The 14,699-nt window shown below is 66.5% G+C and carries 20 protein-coding genes; 7 read left to right on the top strand and 13 right to left on the bottom strand.

Annotated elements, in window-relative coordinates:
• Positions 1–59: 59 nt before the first annotated feature.
• Positions 60–1,079, bottom strand: a complete 1,020-nt coding sequence (locus ACH01S_RS11810; protein WP_067889286.1) for a DNA polymerase IV — start codon at positions 1,077–1,079, stop codon at positions 60–62.
• A gap of 454 nt (positions 1,080–1,533) precedes the next feature.
• On the opposite strand from ACH01S_RS11810, the gene ACH01S_RS11815 reads away from it, so the two are divergent.
• The 5 genes from ACH01S_RS11815 (at position 1,534) to ACH01S_RS11835 (ending at position 4,532) form a co-directional block, all read left to right on the top strand.
• Complete coding sequence (locus tag ACH01S_RS11815) at positions 1,534–2,127, top strand: dTMP kinase (RefSeq protein ID WP_067889289.1); 594 nt, start codon at positions 1,534–1,536, stop codon at positions 2,125–2,127.
• Positions 2,124–2,618 (top strand): hypothetical protein, encoded by a 495-nt coding sequence (locus ACH01S_RS11820; RefSeq protein ID WP_083980575.1) that lies wholly within the window; start codon positions 2,124–2,126, stop codon positions 2,616–2,618. Before ACH01S_RS11815 ends, ACH01S_RS11820 begins: the two co-directional genes overlap by 4 nt.
• 226 nt (positions 2,619–2,844) lie before the next feature.
• The gene (locus ACH01S_RS11825) at positions 2,845–3,684 is read left to right on the top strand and encodes a radical SAM protein (protein ID WP_246236547.1); all 840 of its coding nucleotides are present in this window, start codon (positions 2,845–2,847) and stop codon (positions 3,682–3,684) included.
• A gap of 98 nt (positions 3,685–3,782) precedes the next feature.
• The gene (locus ACH01S_RS42040; RefSeq protein ID WP_083980577.1) at positions 3,783–4,133 is read left to right on the top strand and encodes a MazG nucleotide pyrophosphohydrolase domain-containing protein; all 351 of its coding nucleotides are present in this window, start codon (positions 3,783–3,785) and stop codon (positions 4,131–4,133) included.
• Between the two features lie 189 nt (positions 4,134–4,322).
• Positions 4,323–4,532: a hypothetical protein gene (locus ACH01S_RS11835; protein ID WP_067889301.1), complete on the top strand. Its 210-nt coding sequence runs from the start codon at positions 4,323–4,325 to the stop codon at positions 4,530–4,532.
• A gap of 75 nt (positions 4,533–4,607) precedes the next feature.
• Here the strand turns inward: ACH01S_RS11835 and ACH01S_RS11840 are convergent, their stop codons facing one another.
• The 8 genes from ACH01S_RS11840 to ACH01S_RS11850 form a co-directional block, all read right to left on the bottom strand.
• The gene (locus tag ACH01S_RS11840) at positions 4,608–5,039 is read right to left on the bottom strand and encodes a VOC family protein (protein ID WP_067889304.1); all 432 of its coding nucleotides are present in this window, start codon (positions 5,037–5,039) and stop codon (positions 4,608–4,610) included.
• Between the two features lie 181 nt (positions 5,040–5,220).
• Positions 5,221–5,715 carry a PLAT/LH2 domain-containing protein gene (locus tag ACH01S_RS11845; protein ID WP_067889307.1) on the bottom strand — a complete coding sequence of 165 codons (495 nt, stop codon included), beginning with the start codon at positions 5,713–5,715 and terminating at the stop codon, positions 5,221–5,223.
• Positions 5,716–5,881: 166 nt separating this feature from the next.
• Positions 5,882–6,064 carry a DUF397 domain-containing protein gene (locus tag ACH01S_RS42045; RefSeq protein ID WP_083980578.1) on the bottom strand — a complete coding sequence of 61 codons (183 nt, stop codon included), beginning with the start codon at positions 6,062–6,064 and terminating at the stop codon, positions 5,882–5,884.
• Positions 6,061–6,249: a DUF397 domain-containing protein gene (locus tag ACH01S_RS42050; RefSeq protein WP_083980579.1), complete on the bottom strand. Its 189-nt coding sequence runs from the start codon at positions 6,247–6,249 to the stop codon at positions 6,061–6,063. The genes ACH01S_RS42045 and ACH01S_RS42050 overlap by 4 nt, the downstream gene beginning before the upstream one ends.
• A gap of 29 nt (positions 6,250–6,278) precedes the next feature.
• The gene (locus tag ACH01S_RS42055) at positions 6,279–6,461 is read right to left on the bottom strand and encodes a DUF397 domain-containing protein (protein ID WP_083980580.1); all 183 of its coding nucleotides are present in this window, start codon (positions 6,459–6,461) and stop codon (positions 6,279–6,281) included.
• Between the two features lie 30 nt (positions 6,462–6,491).
• Positions 6,492–6,674, bottom strand: a complete 183-nt coding sequence (locus ACH01S_RS42060) for a DUF397 domain-containing protein (protein WP_083980581.1) — start codon at positions 6,672–6,674, stop codon at positions 6,492–6,494.
• Positions 6,671–6,859: a DUF397 domain-containing protein gene (locus ACH01S_RS42065; protein ID WP_083980582.1), complete on the bottom strand. Its 189-nt coding sequence runs from the start codon at positions 6,857–6,859 to the stop codon at positions 6,671–6,673. Before ACH01S_RS42065 ends, ACH01S_RS42060 begins: the two co-directional genes overlap by 4 nt.
• Positions 6,850–7,665, bottom strand: a complete 816-nt coding sequence (locus tag ACH01S_RS11850; protein WP_067889310.1) for a helix-turn-helix domain-containing protein — start codon at positions 7,663–7,665, stop codon at positions 6,850–6,852. Before ACH01S_RS11850 ends, ACH01S_RS42065 begins: the two co-directional genes overlap by 10 nt.
• Before the next feature lie 168 nt (positions 7,666–7,833).
• On the opposite strand from ACH01S_RS11850, the gene ACH01S_RS11855 reads away from it, so the two are divergent.
• Positions 7,834–8,223, top strand: coding sequence for an ATP-binding protein (locus tag ACH01S_RS11855; RefSeq protein WP_067889313.1), 390 nt, complete (start codon positions 7,834–7,836; stop codon positions 8,221–8,223).
• The gene (locus ACH01S_RS11860; RefSeq protein WP_067889316.1) at positions 8,217–8,567 is read left to right on the top strand and encodes a hypothetical protein; all 351 of its coding nucleotides are present in this window, start codon (positions 8,217–8,219) and stop codon (positions 8,565–8,567) included. Before ACH01S_RS11855 ends, ACH01S_RS11860 begins: the two co-directional genes overlap by 7 nt.
• A gap of 1 nt (position 8,568) precedes the next feature.
• On the opposite strand, the gene ACH01S_RS11865 is transcribed toward ACH01S_RS11860, so the two are convergent.
• The 4 genes from ACH01S_RS11865 to ACH01S_RS11880 all read right to left on the bottom strand — a co-directional run bounded on the left by ACH01S_RS11865 (position 8,569) and on the right by ACH01S_RS11880 (position 14,694).
• Positions 8,569–9,192, bottom strand: coding sequence for a DUF4360 domain-containing protein (locus tag ACH01S_RS11865; RefSeq protein ID WP_067889319.1), 624 nt, complete (start codon positions 9,190–9,192; stop codon positions 8,569–8,571).
• Between the two features lie 41 nt (positions 9,193–9,233).
• Complete coding sequence (locus ACH01S_RS11870) at positions 9,234–9,869, bottom strand: DUF4360 domain-containing protein (protein WP_083980584.1); 636 nt, start codon at positions 9,867–9,869, stop codon at positions 9,234–9,236.
• 49 nt (positions 9,870–9,918) lie between these two features.
• Positions 9,919–10,575 carry a DUF4360 domain-containing protein gene (locus ACH01S_RS11875; RefSeq protein ID WP_067889321.1) on the bottom strand — a complete coding sequence of 219 codons (657 nt, stop codon included), beginning with the start codon at positions 10,573–10,575 and terminating at the stop codon, positions 9,919–9,921.
• Between the two features lie 246 nt (positions 10,576–10,821).
• A complete protein-coding gene (locus ACH01S_RS11880) occupies positions 10,822–14,694 on the bottom strand; it encodes a DNA-directed RNA polymerase subunit beta' (RefSeq protein WP_067889324.1) in 3,873 nt (1,290 codons plus the stop codon).
• Positions 14,695–14,699 lie beyond the last annotated feature (5 nt).

The raw sequence follows: 14,699 nt of genomic DNA on the forward strand, positions 1-14,699 counted from the left end.
CAAGAAATCCCATATATCTCCAGGTCAAGGAGGGCGCCCTACTCGGGGACCACTGGAGGTCAGCGGGCGAACTCGGCGCGGACGCCCAGCAGCCGCACCGGCCGCCGTCCGGTGAACGCGTCGAGCACGTCGAGCGCGGCCTCCTCGATCCGCTCCGGATCGACGGTCGGGGCGTCCAGCGTCCGCCCGTGGGTCTGGGTGTTGAACGGGGCATACCGGACCTTGACGACGACGCGCGCGGCCCGCCTCCCGTCGGCGGCGACGTCCCCGGCGACCCGCCGCGCCAGCCGGACGACCTCGCGGCGGACGTCGTCCCAGTCGCCGAGGTCCTGCTGGAACGTGGTCTCCCGCCCGCGCGAGCGCGGGACGTAGGGCGCGTCGCTGACCGGTGAGTCGTCCCGCCCCTGCGCGAGCCGCACCAGCCAGGGCCCGATGGTGGGGCCGATCGCGTCCGCCAGAGCGCCCGGATCGGCCGCCGCAAGTTCCCGGACCGTCCCGATCCCGAGCCCCTTCAACCGTTTGGCGGTCTTGGCCCCGATCCCCCAGAGCGCGTCGGCCGGACGGTCGCCGAGCACGTCGAACCACGTCTCCCCCGTAAGCCGGAAAATCCCGGCCGGTTTACCGAAGCCGGTCGCCAGCTTCGCCTGGAGCTTGTTCTGCCCGATGCCGACCGTGCATTCGAGCCCCGTCGCCGCCCGCACCCGTCCACGGATTTCCCGGGCCATTTCCTCCGGGTCCCCGTCCACGGCGAGGAAGGCCTCGTCCCAGCCCATCACCTCGACCACCGCGCCGAGACCCCTCAGTACCTCCATGACCTGGGCCGACACGTCCTCGTAGAGGTCCCGGTCGACGGGCAGGAAGACGGCGTCCGGACACCGCCGCGCCGCCGTGCGAAGCGGCAACCCCGAATGCACGCCATAGGCACGCGCCTCATACGAGGCCGTGCTCACCACACCGCGCTTCGTCGGATCACCATCCCCACCGACGACGACCGGCCGCCCCCTCAACTCCGGACGGCGCAGCACCTCCACGGCGGCGATGAACTGGTCCAGATCAACATGCAGGACCCACCGAGCCACCCCACCATTGTCCCCCGACCAGCCCAAACACCCCGAACTATCGCCCCACTCCGCGCTATTTTGCCCCCATGACTTTGCAAAAACTGGACCACGAACGCCTAGCGACATCGAAGGCCTTCGAATCCGGCACACCCCTACCGTTCCGCCTCACAATACGCGGCTACAACCGCACCCAATAGACAATTTCCTCTACCCCTCTTCCAGTAATCCCCCACCCTGGCAGAGCCCCACCCCGACGCCCGGTATCAGAGGGGCTCAAGCCCGCTGGCGCTGCACCGGGTGCCGCCGGGACACTGATCATTGAGAGGCTCACCTAACTCCGTCCTCTCGCACCCGCCAAGAACTTCTGAAGGCGACCGGCTGTGGCCACGCTGGAGGCACGCCCTCCAATAAGGGGAATACCGACAAATCAATAGGACACACGGCCACAGATGTGATCAAGAGGTGAGTCGCGATGGTCGACGGCCAACTCATCGCGCTCGAAGGCCCCAAACTGGCTGGAAAGTCGACGCTGCTCAGCGCCATGGCCAGCCGTCTGTCAGCAGCGCGGTCGGCCGACGTCGTCTTGACCAAGGAGCCGACCCCGGCGTTCGACCTCACCCGGGAACAGCGGATGCGTGGCGTGGACTTGGCCGCCGCCATCGCGGAAGACCGCCGCCGACACATCGCGGAAGTAATCGGGCCGGCCCTCGTCGACGGGCGCACCGTCATCTGCGATCGCTACATCCTGTCTTCCTATGTCTTCCACATCGCAGACGGCGTGCCCCCGACCGTCGTCGAGGAGTTGAACCGTGACTTCCCCCCTCCTGCGCTGAACCTCGTCTTACGCGTGTCGGCCGGTGAACTGCGCCATCGACGCATCCTGCGCGCGGCCGAGACTCGGTTGCAGTGGGACGACCCCGATGCCGAGGCGTCGGCGTACCTGCGCTATGCCGAACACATGAAATGCCAGGGTGTACCGAGTCGCGTAGTCGATAATTCGACGATGACCGACCACCGAACTCTTCTGGACTGGCTGCATGCCCGCTGCGTCAGGGGGCGCCAATGACATCCGGCATACCGGGCTTACCGGACCTGGACGCACCTGACGGTGATCTGCATTTCCTGCTCGGAGTGCTGTTCAACCAGCAGATTCGCGCGGAGACCGCGTGGAAGGCCCCCGTCCGGCTCGCGGAACGCCTTGGGAGCCTGGACGTGGACGACCTCGCCGCCGCCGATCCAGCCGTCCTTGTCACGGTGATGCGCGAGCGTCCGGCGATCCACCCGTTCGCCGTCGCGATGTCCGCTCGCGTCATCGGGATCTGTGCCCGGCTGGTCGACCATTACAGCGCCCGCGCAGCCAACGTTTGGGCCGACCACCCGACTGCGGGGGCTCTCCATTCTCGGCTGACCGGGTTCCCCGGCATCGGGACCCACAAGGCCAATGTCGCCGTGGCACTGCTCACCCGTGAGTACGGCCTTCCGATCGTCGGCTCGACGGCCGCGACGGCCGCGGCGCTGAGGGCCTGCCCAAGACTCAGCGAGGTCCTCGTGACCTAACCCCCCATCCCGCAGAAAGGGCCACGTCATGACACAGCCGTCCGACGGTCCCATCGTCCATCCGTCAGGAGGCGTCCCGAATACCCGTCGGTTAGCCCGATCCCGAAGTCACCGGCGCAGCACCTACACGCCGCCAGCGGGCGCCCTCCCGCAGTTGGTGTTCGACGACGAGGCGCAGTGTTACAAGGCTCCCGGCGGGGAGGAGACCAGCAAGCTCGTTGAGCAGATGGACCGTCCCTTATCACTGACGTTTCAACTCACCCGCGACTGCAACTTCAGTTGCACGTACTGCAGTGAGCCGCCCGGAATCGACACACGGTCATACGAAGAAGTCCTGGCAATGCTCGACAAGCTGTCGGGGATGCGGCGGATCATCCTGTCCGGCGGCGAGCCCATGCGATATCGCCATTTCTGGGAGGTCCTGGAATATTGCCAGGACAAGTTCGGGCAGGTCGTGCTCTCCACCAACGCATCCATGATCACCCGGGACGGGGCGACGAGGCTGCGGACGCTCGTCGACTACGTGGACATCACCGTGGACGGGCCCCGCCGCCAGCACGATCGCATCCGCGGCAACTACGACATGGTGATCCGCGGACTCTGTCGGGTCGCCGTCGAGGGCATCCCGCTGTCGGTCATCTGCGTCTACCTGGGCCGCAACAAGCGAAAGATCCACTACATTTGCCAGACCGGCGACGTCTTCGGCGCGAAGAAAGTCAAGATCCTCACCACAATTCCCAAAGGCTACAGCCGGAATCTGTTCGAGGACTTCACCACCGGCGAGGAACTGGATGAACTGGAGAGGTTCCTGACGTCCGAACGGGAGGCGTGCGGCTGGCTGCCGCGCATCACCATCGCCGACTGGATGAAGATCGGCACCGGCCATGCGATCCTCATCGAGCCCGATGGTCGCGCCGTCGCCTCACCGGTGTGGCAGGAACCGGAGTGCGTCGTGCCGTTCGGGAACCTGCACGAACAGACGGCGGCTCAACTGTGGGAGGCGTACCCCTACAAAGAGCAACACCTGAACAAATACCTGGAACGCACCTTGATGGTCGTGGATTGATCGCCGGGCCGAGTTCGGCGAGGAACACCCGGCCATCGATCATGCCCGGCTGCTAGCGTCACCCCAGCAGCCTCACCGACCTCATGGGGTGACACGGCATGAATCCCCTGCGCGAGCATGCGTCGTTACGCGACATCCAGGACTATGTCGCCAAACTGGAAGCCGAGAGGGGCTTCGAGGGACGTCCCGCCACAGCGCAGTGCCTCAAGCTCGTCGAGGAGATCGGCGAGGTATGCCGAGCGGTGGCGAAACTCGAAGGACAACCCGAAGACCCGCAGGGCCGAGTCAACGACCTGGGCGAAGAAGCCGTCGACTCCTTGCTCATGCTGGTCGCGGTCGTCAACCGATATGACATCGACCTGGAAGACGCCTTCCGCCGCAAAGAAGAACGCAACAACCGTCGTGTTTGGCATCGTCCCGGCCACGTCCAGCAGAGCGTTCAGCAATAGTCCTGGCCGGTGATTCGTTGCGGGCTTCTCGGGGGTCTGGCTACCATCTGATCATGACTGCCGGGTCGGCCGTGGGCCGTGCACAGGACGGGTACCCGGCCGGCGTTTGATCACCGCGCGGGCGAGAGGCCCGCCCTCCGTCGCGAGACGCAGCGAACAGCCGCTCGTGACGGAAGGAGGTGAAAACTTGTGAGCTGGCAGGAATTCCTCGCCCTTCACCAGGTCGGTGACCTCATCGAGGGCGTGGTGACCAGGCAGGCGCCGTTCGGTTCGTTCGTCGAATCGGAGGGCTTCACCGGGCTCGCACCGCAGGAGGCGTGGCCGGTCGGCATCCGCGTCTCGGTCAGGATCCTGGCGATCGACCCCGAGAAGCAGCGCTTCAGTCTGGCCGCCGCGTGAGTCAAGCGCTGATCCGGGGGAAGCGGACTCTCCCGGATCAGCGCCCACCGCATTGTCGCCGTCCTGCCTTAGGCGTTACCAGTCGGGTTGGGAGCCGTCGCGCTGTAGGAATTCCAGGCGGTTGCCCAGGTTGTCGTGGACGTAGAAGCGGCGGTGGCCGGGAAAGTCGTCGTCCCAGGCGACATCGACGTTGTGCTTGGCGAGGCGTGCGGCCAGGCCGTCCAGGTCTTCGACGTAGATGCCGGGGTGCGCCTTGGCGGCGGGACGGAAGTCCTGCTCGACGCCGAGGTGGATCTCCAGCGCGTCGGCGCGCACCCACAGCCCGCCCCGCGCGGCCAGCACCGGCGGCTTCCGGATCTCACGCATGCCCAGGGCGTCCACGTAGAAGGCACGGCATTCGTCCTCACTCCCCGGCGGGACGGCGATCTGCACGTGGTGGACGCCTAACCCGAAAGGCGACTGGTGGTCCGGCCCATACCCCTTCGGCGAAATCCCGCTCTCACTCATGCCGCGCGCTCCATCTCTCCCAGGGGCGGACGTCGATGTCCTGACGACACGACGGCCCGCAGCTCATCAGTTCCACTTCCAAACTAAATGGCGTGCGCGCCCCCTGCCCTGTGCCCCCACGCGACGGGCATCCGCGTCCACCCAACCGTCGGGCGGACGCGGAGCTACCGAGGCGGCTCGGTCAGTGGACGGGCAGGTCCTTGGTCATGTCGCCGTCGAACCAGCAGTCGCACAGATTATCGAGGGTTCGGCCGTCCGGGAGATTCACGTAGGCGTTGTGGAGCTGCCAGTTGTCCCACCAGTGCCGGGTGAACTTGATGCGGAGGGCCCTGATGGTGCCGAGATCCTCGCTCACCGGAACCGTCTCGACCTCATTGCACCCGGCGCACAAATTGTGGCTGGGGAATGCGTAGTAGGAACTGGTGTCCTTGTCGCCGACGAGCGCGATCTCCACGGTCGAGTCGGTGCCCGAAGCGCCGTCGGCGGTGCCGGTCTCCAGACCGAGGCCGTAGTTTTCGTAGGCGATGCGGGGCTGCGCGGCCTGGACGGGCGCGGCCGTGGAGGCCACCACCGTCAGGACGGCGACGCACGCGCCCACGGCCTGAGCCCACCACCACGGCGGGCGGAACCGGCGGGAACGCCCCGGTGCCGCGCCGAACGGGTTGAGTAACATCATCGAACTTCCTTCCCTGGTTGGGGGTCCGACCAGGGAAAGTATCGTTCGGTAGCTGGATGACTACCCATAGCTACTACGGTACCGGTGTCGGCACCGGACGTCCTGACTCTCATGGCCACGACGGTCGGCACCCGACCGCCCGGCACGTGCGCTCGCCGACGACCGCCTATCGCTTGAGATCAGCCAGGAGCACCGCGAAGTCCCGGCGGCTCACGAACAACGCCGGACCACCCGGATCCTTGCTGTCCCGCACGGCAACCGCGTCAGACGTTGAGGCAAGCTCAACACACTCACCGCCGTTGGCGGTGGTGTAACTGGACTTGCGCCACACAGCCTTGACCAGATTCATTTCAACCACTTGAGGTCACCCAAAAGTGCCGCGAACGCTCGACGGCTCACAAACAGCTTCGGCCCATCTGGATCTTTGCTATCGCGAACGGCGACCGTGTCTGCCTCTGAGGCAAGCTCGACACAGTCCCCGCCATTGGGCCCCGTGTAGCTGGACTTCCGCCATTCGGCCTTGACCAGGTTCATTTCACACCGTCCAGGATCGGCGGCTGAGGTTACTGCTTGAGGTCGGACAGGAGGGCAGCGAAAGCCCGACGGCTCACAAGGAGCTTGGGACCCGCCGGGTCCTTGCTGTCACGAACGGCGACCGTGTCGGACGTTGAGGCAAGCTCTACGCAGTCGCCACCGTTGTTGGTGCTTCGGCTGCTCTTACGCCACTCAGCCATGACCAGATTCATTTCACGACCGTCCAGGATCGGCGGCTGAGACTAGCGCTTGAGATCGGACAGGAGGGCAGCGAAAGCACGCCGGTCCACAAAGAGTTTCGGGCCGTCAGGGTCCTTGCTGTCACGAACGGCGACCGTGTCGGACGTTGAGGCAAGCTCTACGCAGTCACCGCCGTTGGCGGTGGTGTAGCTGGACTTGCGCCAGACAGCCTTGACCAGGTTCATTTCGACCACTTGAGGTCACCCAAGAGTGCCGCGAACGCTCGACGGCTCACAAGGAGCTTCGGCCCATCTGGATCTTTACTGTCACGAACGGCGACCACATCTGGCATTGAGGCAAGCTCGACGCACTCACCGCCATTGGGTCCCGTGTAGCTGGACTTGCGCCAAGAGGCATTGGTCAGGTCCATTTCTCATGTACCACCTTGCGTATCAGATCTAGCGATGGTCCCACGGCGAATGCCTGGGAGCGGACCGAGATGAGCGCTTTGCTGATCGCGGCGATGTCATCTGGATCGTCCAGCGTAATTCCGCGTACCGCCATGTCTGCATAGGCGATTTCGCTTCTGTCCGGCATCGTAGCGAGTGTGAAAGACCCTAGGTTGCCGAGGTGCTCACCCCTGTTCGGCACCACCTGAAGGGTGACGACGTCACGCTCCGCCAAGTCGATCACATGCTCTAGTTGCTCCTTCATGATCTCGGGGCTGCCGGTCAGCCGGGTGAGCGAAACCTCGTCCTGGAGGACGGAGAAGTGGGGTGGGAGCGGGTTCTCCCTCGTCAGGACGTTCTGACGGTTGAGTCGCGCCTCGACCGCCTCCTTGTCGCCCTTCAGGAGCGCCGAAGCGTAGGCCGGGGTTTGGAGCAGTCCGTGGATCAGGAGCGGCTGGTAGGACTGGAGCATGTCCGCCTCAGGCTCGACGGTGTGCCAGTCGAACCAGGTAGGGAACGTGGCGTCCTTCACCAAGTCGTCGTAGAGGTACAGAAGTTCGCCGTTGGCTTCGAGGGCCTTGTCCATGGTCTCGGCGAACTCGCGCGTGCAGCGGGTGCGGCCGTTCTCCACGGCCCCGATGTACTGCGGTTTCACGCCCGCGCCATTGTTCGCGCGGCGGGCGACGGCCTCCTGCGTCCAGCCCTTGGCCTCCCGGAGCCGCCGGAAGCGGCGTCCGAACGCGAGCAGCGTCGGCGAGAGCGTCCCGCGCTTCCGCTGTGGAGCCATGTCCTCATCCTCCCTCGCAAAGCGCACACAACCAACACTCAAGTGGGCTGACGCGCACGGCCCGACTTGCCAACCATGGCCAGCACTTTGTGACGGAGAGTACTTCTCTTGTGGCTGACTGTCGCTAGGAAATTCACGACTCTACCGAGAAGGAAAGGTGGATGTTCGATGCCTTCGACGGTCGTGGCGCCCAGGGTGCCGACGCTCGTCCTCGAACCGTCTGAGTTGGCGCCGTCGCTGGCGCGGCGGTTCGTGGGGGTGTGGTTCCGGGAGTGGGGGATCTCCGAGTTCGCGGATGCGCTTGTCGTCGTGTCCGAGTTGGTGACGAACTCGCTGCTGCACGGGGACGGGACGATCGTCGTTCGGGTCGTGCGAGACGGGCGGGATGGGCGGCCCGTCATCGAGGTGCAGGACGACGGCGCGGGGCGGCCCGAGGTTCAGCCGGAGAATTGCGCGGCGACGTCCGGGCGCGGGCTGCTCATGGTGTCGCTGCTCGCCCTCGACTGGGGAACCCGACTGGTGCCCGACGGAGGAAAGGTGACGTGGGCGAAATGCTGAACGTACGGCTGGAGCGCTCCGTGCTCGATTGGCGGACGCGGCTCGGACGGTCCACGTCCATCCAATACCTCGACGACCTTTCCGCCGCGCTCAAGCCCCAAGGCTGGCGGTTCGTCAAGCTGTACCGGCCCACTCCGATACCGGTCCTGCGGATCTACGCGCGAGGGCCCGCGGAAATCGCCCTGATGGTGAGCGCCCTCGCCGTTCCCCACCGAATGTGGGGATACCACGAAGTGCCGCTCGGACGAAGCGGCTACCTGCACCCGTGCGGGGACGCCGACGCCGCGGCCCACGCGATAGGACGGCTCCTCAAATACAGCATGTATCCGTCAACGTGCTGGTAGTTCAGCAGCTCTTCCAGGCTAGGTGGACGGTGTTCGAGGCCGCCGGGTCCGCGGTGGTGCCCATTGCCATGAAAGTGGGCTGGCCCGCGTCAACCCTCAGCTCGCTGTCGAGGTAAAGCAGACGATCCTCACCGCACGGCTTGAAGACCAAGTCGGTCTCCGCGACCTCGGTATTCACGCTCCAATGCTTGACGTTGGGCCCGGTCTCCAGGTGGTTCAGCGGCTCACTCGGCGTCATGCTCTCGAAGGAGTACCACCCTCTGAGCAACCCCCTGGCTCCGGCCGCCTGTTCGGCGTAGCCGCGATAGTTGACCCCGGCTATCGCATACGTGAAGCCGGACGGAATCTGCGCCCGCAGGACGACCTGACATCTCTTCACCCAGTCGGCCGAGGTGGAACCACCGCCACCCCATGCCTGGTAGGTCCCATACCTGACGGTGAACTCGGACGCGGACTCCGGCACCGTAAGTGACTGCAGATCGCAGCCCTGGCCGTTCACGCCCTCCACGGTGAACGCCACGCCGGGCGGCGGCGGATCCGCCGAAGCGGGCGGCGCCATCAGGGCCGACGACGCGACAACGACGGCACCGAAGACCGCGATCGCCTTGCGTTTGACATGCCTCATGGAAATTCTCCGGAATGGGACGGAAGATAAGGGCTCGGCGATTACGGGCCGCATTTCTTCCAGGTGAAGTAGTAGGTCGTCGAGGCTGCGATGCCACCTTCGTCCATTGCGAAGGTGCTGGTCTTGGACGGGTCCGAGGTGCCCAGGTCCGCGCTCAGTTCGCTGGAAAAGGTGAGGACGCGCTCCCCGGCGCAGGGCTTGAAGACCAACTGCTCGGACGGAACCGGGTCGTCCGCTGCCCAGGCGCGGGAGTAGGGGCCAGCCAGAGTATGGGGCGTTGTCCGAGCCGACATGCCCTGGAATTGGTGCCGCGCTATGAGCGTGCCCGACGCTCCGGGCGCCAGGTCGGCGTAGCCACGGTAGGTGACCCGGCTGACCGCATAGGTGAAGTCCCGCAGGTTCATCGCCCGCAGGCCGAGCTGACATTTCTTCCGCTGGTCGGCCGGGACGGAATCACCGCCGACACTGGCCCGGTACCTCCCGTAGGTGACGACGACCTCCGTAGGCGCCTCGGGAATCGCCACCGAAACGCCGTCGCAGCCCTGGCCGATGAAGGTCGCCACCTCGAACCGCACGCCGGACGGCGGCGGATCGGCCGAAGCCGGACGTCCCAAAAAGGCGGAGGAGGCGAGAACGACGCCGAAAAGCGCCATCGCCCTCCGCTTGGAATGCGTCATGGCAGGGCTCCGAAATGGCGCCTTCGGAGCCGCCCGTCCGCTGGGTCGCTCACCGCGGGCAGTTCTTCCACGCGAAGCGATAGGTCACCTTGAGGGAGCCGTCGGTGCTGTCCAATGACATGACGCTGGCCTTGGAACCGTCCGAGGTGCCCAGGTCCACCGCGAGTTCGCTATGGAGGAAGAGACTGCGGATCTCGCCGCACGGCTGGTAGACCACCTGTTCGGGCAGGGTCTCGTCCGCCGCCGTCCAGTTGCCGGAGTAGGGGCCGTTGAGCGAGAGAACGTCCCGCACCGGCGAGTCGGCCCGGTCCGGGAAATAGGAGCGCGCTTTCAACGTGCCCGTAGTCCCGTCCGCCAGATCGGCGAAACCGCGGTAGTCGGTCCTCTCGATTCCGTAGGTGTAGCCGCTCGGAGCGTGCACCCGCAGCGCGATCACGCATCTCTTCCAGCGGTCGGCGGGAGCCGAACCGCCACCGGCGCGCCCCTGGTAGCGCGAGTAGGTGACGGTGAAGGCGGTGGCGTCGGCGGTCCACGCGTAGCCGGAGATCTGGCAGCCCGTCGGGCCGGTCAGGTTCGCCAGTTCGAAGGTCACCCCGCCAGGCGGCGGCGGGCCCGCCGGGGCCGCGGACGCCGCCGGAGCCGTGAGCGCGGACACGGCGACGACGGCGCCGAACAACGAAATCACCCTGCGTTTGGCATGGGCCATGGAAGTCTCCGCTAAAGAGATGGCGAGGAAAGGCGCACCGACATCCCGCGCACTCTCAGCGGCCATTTCAGCCTGCGCAGCCGACAGTTACGGTCAGGACGTTGGCCGTGATCTTGTCAGGTTCACCGTGAGAGTAAAGCCGTCCCGAAAAGGTGTCAACGGCCACTTTTCAATTCGGCCCCGGCCGGACATGCGAAGGGCCGCCGCCCCGCGGATGCGGGAACGGCGGCCCTTTGCCTGTCGTGCTTACCGGTTGTACTGGCCGAAGTCGTACTCCTCCAGCGGCACGGCCTCGCCGGAGCCCTGCCCGAAGGCGTACTCGGCGCCGTCGTCGTAGGAGCCGACGGAGTACACCGCCGCCTTCGCCTCCTCGGTCGGCTCGACCCGGACGTTGCGGTACTGCGGCATGCCGGTACCGGCCGGGATGAGCTTACCGATGATGACGTTCTCCTTGAGGCCGAGCAGCGGGTCGCTCTTGGCGTGCATCGCGGCCTCGGTGAGAACCCGGGTCGTCTCCTGGAAGGACGCCGCCGACAGCCACGACTCGGTCGCGAGCGACGCCTTCGTGATGCCCATCAGGACCGGGCGGCCCGCGGCGGGCACCCCGCCCTCGGCGACGACGTTCCGGTTCGTCTCCTCGAAGATCGGACGCTCGACCAGGTCGCCCGGCAGCAGCTCGGTGTCGCCCGACTCGAGGATGTTCACCCGCTTCAGCATCTGGCGGACGATGATCTCGATGTGCTTGTCGTGGATCGACACACCCTGCGACCGGTACACCTCCTGGACCTCCTGGACGAGGTGCAGCTGCACCGCGCGGGGGCCGAGGATGCGCAGCACCTCGTGCGGGTTGATCGCACCCGCGATGAGCTGCTGGCCGACGCCCACGGACTCGCCCTCCTTGACCAGGAGGCGGGACCGCATCGGCACCGGGTAGGCGATCTCGTCGGAGCCGTCGTCCGGGACGATGACGACCTTGCGGGCCTTCTCCGTCTCGTCGATCTTGACGCGGCCGGCGACCTCGCTGATCGGGGCGACGCCCTTCGGGATCCGGGCCTCGAACAGCTCCTGCACACGGGGCAGACCGTGCGTGATGTCGCCACCGGCCACACCGCCGGTGTGGAAGGTGCGCATCGTGAGCTGCGTGCCCGGCTCGCCGATGGACTGCGCGGCGATGATGCCGACGGCCTCGCCGACGTCCACCCGCTTGCCGGTGGCCAGCGAACGGCCGTAGCAGGCGGCGCAGACGCCGATCTTGGCCTCGCAGACCAGGGCGCTGCGGGTGCGGACCTTCTCCACCCCCGCCTCGACCAGGCGCGACACGACCGAGTCGGACAGGTCGGTGTCGGCCGGGAAGATGACCGTCCCGTCGACGACGACGTCCTCGGCGATCGTGCGGCCGATCAGGCTGGTCTCCGAGGTGGCCAGCTTGACCAGGGTGCCGTCGGACAGGCGCTCGCCGACCTCGAACGGGATCGTGCGGTCGGTGCCGCAGTCCTCCTCGCGGACGATGACGTCCTGCGCGACGTCCACCAGGCGCCGGGTCAGGTAACCCGAGTCGGCGGTGCGCAGCGCGGTGTCGGCGAGGCCCTTGCGGGCGCCGTGCGTCGAGATGAAGTACTCGACGACCGACAGGCCCTCGCGGAACGACGACTTGATCGGACGCGGGATCGTCTCGCCCTTCGGGTTGGAGACGAGGCCGCGCATGCCGGCGATCTGGCGGAGCTGGAGCGGGTTGCCGCGGGCGCCCGACTGGATCATCATCCAGATCGGGTTGGCCTTCGGGAACGCCTTCTCCATGTCGACCGCGACGTCCGCGGTCGCCTGGTTCCAGATCTCGATGAGCTCCTGCTTGCGCTCGTCGTCGGTGATCAGGCCGCGGTTGAACTCCCGCTGCACCTTCTCCGCGCGCTGCTCGTAACCGCCGAGGATGTCCTGCTTGTTGGGCGGCGTGATGACGTCGGCGATCGCGATCGTCACCCCGGACCTGGTCGCCCAGTGGAAGCCGGTGCTCTTCAGCGCGTCGAGCGCGTTGGCGACGGCGACCTTCGGGTACGTCTCGGCCAGCTCGTTGACGATCGCCGAGAGGCGCTTCTTGCCGATCTCGTCGTCCACGAACGGGAAGTCGTCCGGCAGCGTCTCGTTGAAGATGGCGCGGCCGAGCGTCGTCTCCAGCCGGTACGGCTGGCCGGGCTCGTAGCCCTCCGGCGCGATCCAGTCGCGCGGCGGCGGGACGTCCTTGAGCCGGATGTGGATCTTCGCCTGGAGGTCCAGCTCGCCCCGGTCGTAGGCCATGATGGCCTCGGCGACCGAGCCGAACGCGCGGCCCTCGCCCTCGGCGCCGTCCTTCTGCGTGGTCAGCCAGTAGAGGCCGATCACCATGTCCTGGGTGGGCATGGTGACGGGCTTGCCGTCCGACGGCTTCAGGATGTTGTTCGTCGACAGCATCAGGATGCGCGCCTCGGCCTGCGCCTCGGCGGACAGCGGCAGGTGCACGGCCATCTGGTCGCCGTCGAAGTCGGCGTTGAACGCCGTGCAGACGAGCGGGTGGATCTGGATGGCCTTGCCCTCGACGAGCTGCGGCTCGAACGCCTGGATGCCGAGCCGGTGCAGGGTCGGCGCCCGGTTCAGCAGGACGGGGTGCTCGGTGATGACCTCTTCCAGCACGTCCCAGACGACCGGGCGGGCCCGCTCGACCATCCGCTTGGCGGACTTGATGTTCTGCGCGTGGTTGAGGTCGACCAGCCGCTTCATCACGAACGGCTTGAACAGCTCCAGCGCCATCTGCTTCGGCAGGCCGCACTGGTGCAGCTTGAGCTGCGGGCCGACGACGATGACCGAACGGCCCGAGTAGTCGACGCGCTTGCCGAGCAGGTTCTGCCGGAACCGGCCCTGCTTGCCCTTGAGCATGTCGGACAGCGACTTCAGCGGACGGTTGCCCGGCCCGGTGACCGGGCGGCCGCGGCGGCCGTTGTCGAACAGCGCGTCGACGGCCTCCTGCAGCATCCGCTTCTCGTTGTTGACGATGATCTCGGGCGCGCCGAGGTCGAGCAGCCGCTTCAGGCGGTTGTTCCGGTTGATGACGCGCCGGTACAGGTCGTTCAGGTCGGACGTGGCGAACCGGCCGCCGTCGAGCTGCACCATGGGGCGCAGGTCCGGCGGGATGACCGGGATGCAGTCCAGCACCATGCCGAGCGGGCTGTTGCGGGTGTTGAGGAACGCGGACACGACCTTCAGCCGCTTGAGCGCGCGGGCCTTCTTCTGGCCCTTGCCCGTGCGGATGATGTCGCGCAGCTTCTCGGCCTCGGCTTCCAGGTCGAAGTTCTGGAGCCGGGCCTGGATGGCCGCGGCGCCCATGCCGCCCTCGAAGTACTTGCCGAAGCGGTCGCGCATCTCGCGGTAGAGCAGCTCGTCGCCCTCAAGGTCCTGGACCTTGAGGTTCTTGAAGCGGCTCCACACCTCGTCCAGCCGGTCGAGCTCGCGCTGCGCGCGGTCGCGCAGCTGCTTCATCTCGCGCTCCGCGCCGTCGCGCACCTTGCGCTTCTGGTCGGCCTTCGCGCCGGCCTCCTCCAGCTCCGCGAGGTCGCCCTCCAGCTTCTGCTGGCGGGCCTCGACCTGCGCGTCGCGGGCCTGCTCGATCTGCTGGCGCTCCACGGAGATGTGGGCCTCCAGCGTCGGCAGGTCGCGGTCGCGCCGCTCGGCGTCCACGCTGGTGATCATGTAGGCCGCGAAGTAGATGATCTTTTCGAGATCCTTCGGGGCCAGGTCCAGCAGGTAGCCGAGCCGGGACGGGACGCCCTTGAAGTACCAGATGTGCGTGACCGGCGCGGCCAGCTCGATGTGGCCCATCCGCTCACGGCGCACCTTGGCGCGGGTCACCTCGACGCCGCAGCGCTCGCAGATGATGCCCTTGAACCGGACGCGCTTGTACTTGCCGCAGTAGCACTCCCAGTCGCGGGTCGGACCGAAGATCTTCTCGCAGAAGAGCCCGTCCTTCTCCGGCTTCAGGGTGCGGTAGTTGATCGTCTCCGGCTTCTTGACCTCGCCGTGCGACCACTGGCGAATGTCGTCAGCGGTCGCCAGGCCGATGCGTAGCTCGTCGAAGAAGTTGACGTCAAGCAACAGAT

Origin of the sequence: Actinomadura chibensis NBRC 106107, assembly GCF_001552135.1 — a bacterium.
GTDB classification, from domain to species: domain Bacteria; phylum Actinomycetota; class Actinomycetes; order Streptosporangiales; family Streptosporangiaceae; genus Spirillospora; species Spirillospora chibensis.

Excerpts from the sequence above, each read along its gene's own strand:
- ACH01S_RS11815 (WP_067889289.1), top strand. The coding sequence starts at position 1,534 with ATGGTCGACGGCCAACTCATCGCGCTCGAAGGCCCCAAACTGGCTGGA.
- ACH01S_RS11820 (WP_083980575.1), top strand. The coding sequence starts at position 2,124 with ATGACATCCGGCATACCGGGCTTACCGGACCTGGACGCACCTGACGGT.
- ACH01S_RS11825 (WP_246236547.1), top strand. The coding sequence starts at position 2,845 with ATGGACCGTCCCTTATCACTGACGTTTCAACTCACCCGCGACTGCAAC.
- ACH01S_RS42040 (WP_083980577.1), top strand. The coding sequence starts at position 3,783 with ATGAATCCCCTGCGCGAGCATGCGTCGTTACGCGACATCCAGGACTAT.
- ACH01S_RS11840 (WP_067889304.1), bottom strand. The coding sequence starts at position 5,039 with ATGAGTGAGAGCGGGATTTCGCCGAAGGGGTATGGGCCGGACCACCAG.
- ACH01S_RS11845 (WP_067889307.1), bottom strand. The coding sequence starts at position 5,715 with ATGATGTTACTCAACCCGTTCGGCGCGGCACCGGGGCGTTCCCGCCGG.
- ACH01S_RS42045 (WP_083980578.1), bottom strand. The coding sequence starts at position 6,064 with ATGAATCTGGTCAAGGCTGTGTGGCGCAAGTCCAGTTACACCACCGCC.
- ACH01S_RS42050 (WP_083980579.1), bottom strand. The coding sequence starts at position 6,249 with ATGAACCTGGTCAAGGCCGAATGGCGGAAGTCCAGCTACACGGGGCCC.
- ACH01S_RS42055 (WP_083980580.1), bottom strand. The coding sequence starts at position 6,461 with ATGAATCTGGTCATGGCTGAGTGGCGTAAGAGCAGCCGAAGCACCAAC.
- ACH01S_RS42060 (WP_083980581.1), bottom strand. The coding sequence starts at position 6,674 with ATGAACCTGGTCAAGGCTGTCTGGCGCAAGTCCAGCTACACCACCGCC.
- ACH01S_RS42065 (WP_083980582.1), bottom strand. The coding sequence starts at position 6,859 with ATGGACCTGACCAATGCCTCTTGGCGCAAGTCCAGCTACACGGGACCC.
- ACH01S_RS11850 (WP_067889310.1), bottom strand. The coding sequence starts at position 7,665 with ATGGCTCCACAGCGGAAGCGCGGGACGCTCTCGCCGACGCTGCTCGCG.
- ACH01S_RS11855 (WP_067889313.1), top strand. The coding sequence starts at position 7,834 with ATGCCTTCGACGGTCGTGGCGCCCAGGGTGCCGACGCTCGTCCTCGAA.
- ACH01S_RS11860 (WP_067889316.1), top strand. The coding sequence starts at position 8,217 with ATGCTGAACGTACGGCTGGAGCGCTCCGTGCTCGATTGGCGGACGCGG.
- ACH01S_RS11865 (WP_067889319.1), bottom strand. The coding sequence starts at position 9,192 with ATGAGGCATGTCAAACGCAAGGCGATCGCGGTCTTCGGTGCCGTCGTT.
- ACH01S_RS11870 (WP_083980584.1), bottom strand. The coding sequence starts at position 9,869 with ATGACGCATTCCAAGCGGAGGGCGATGGCGCTTTTCGGCGTCGTTCTC.
- ACH01S_RS11875 (WP_067889321.1), bottom strand. The coding sequence starts at position 10,575 with ATGGCCCATGCCAAACGCAGGGTGATTTCGTTGTTCGGCGCCGTCGTC.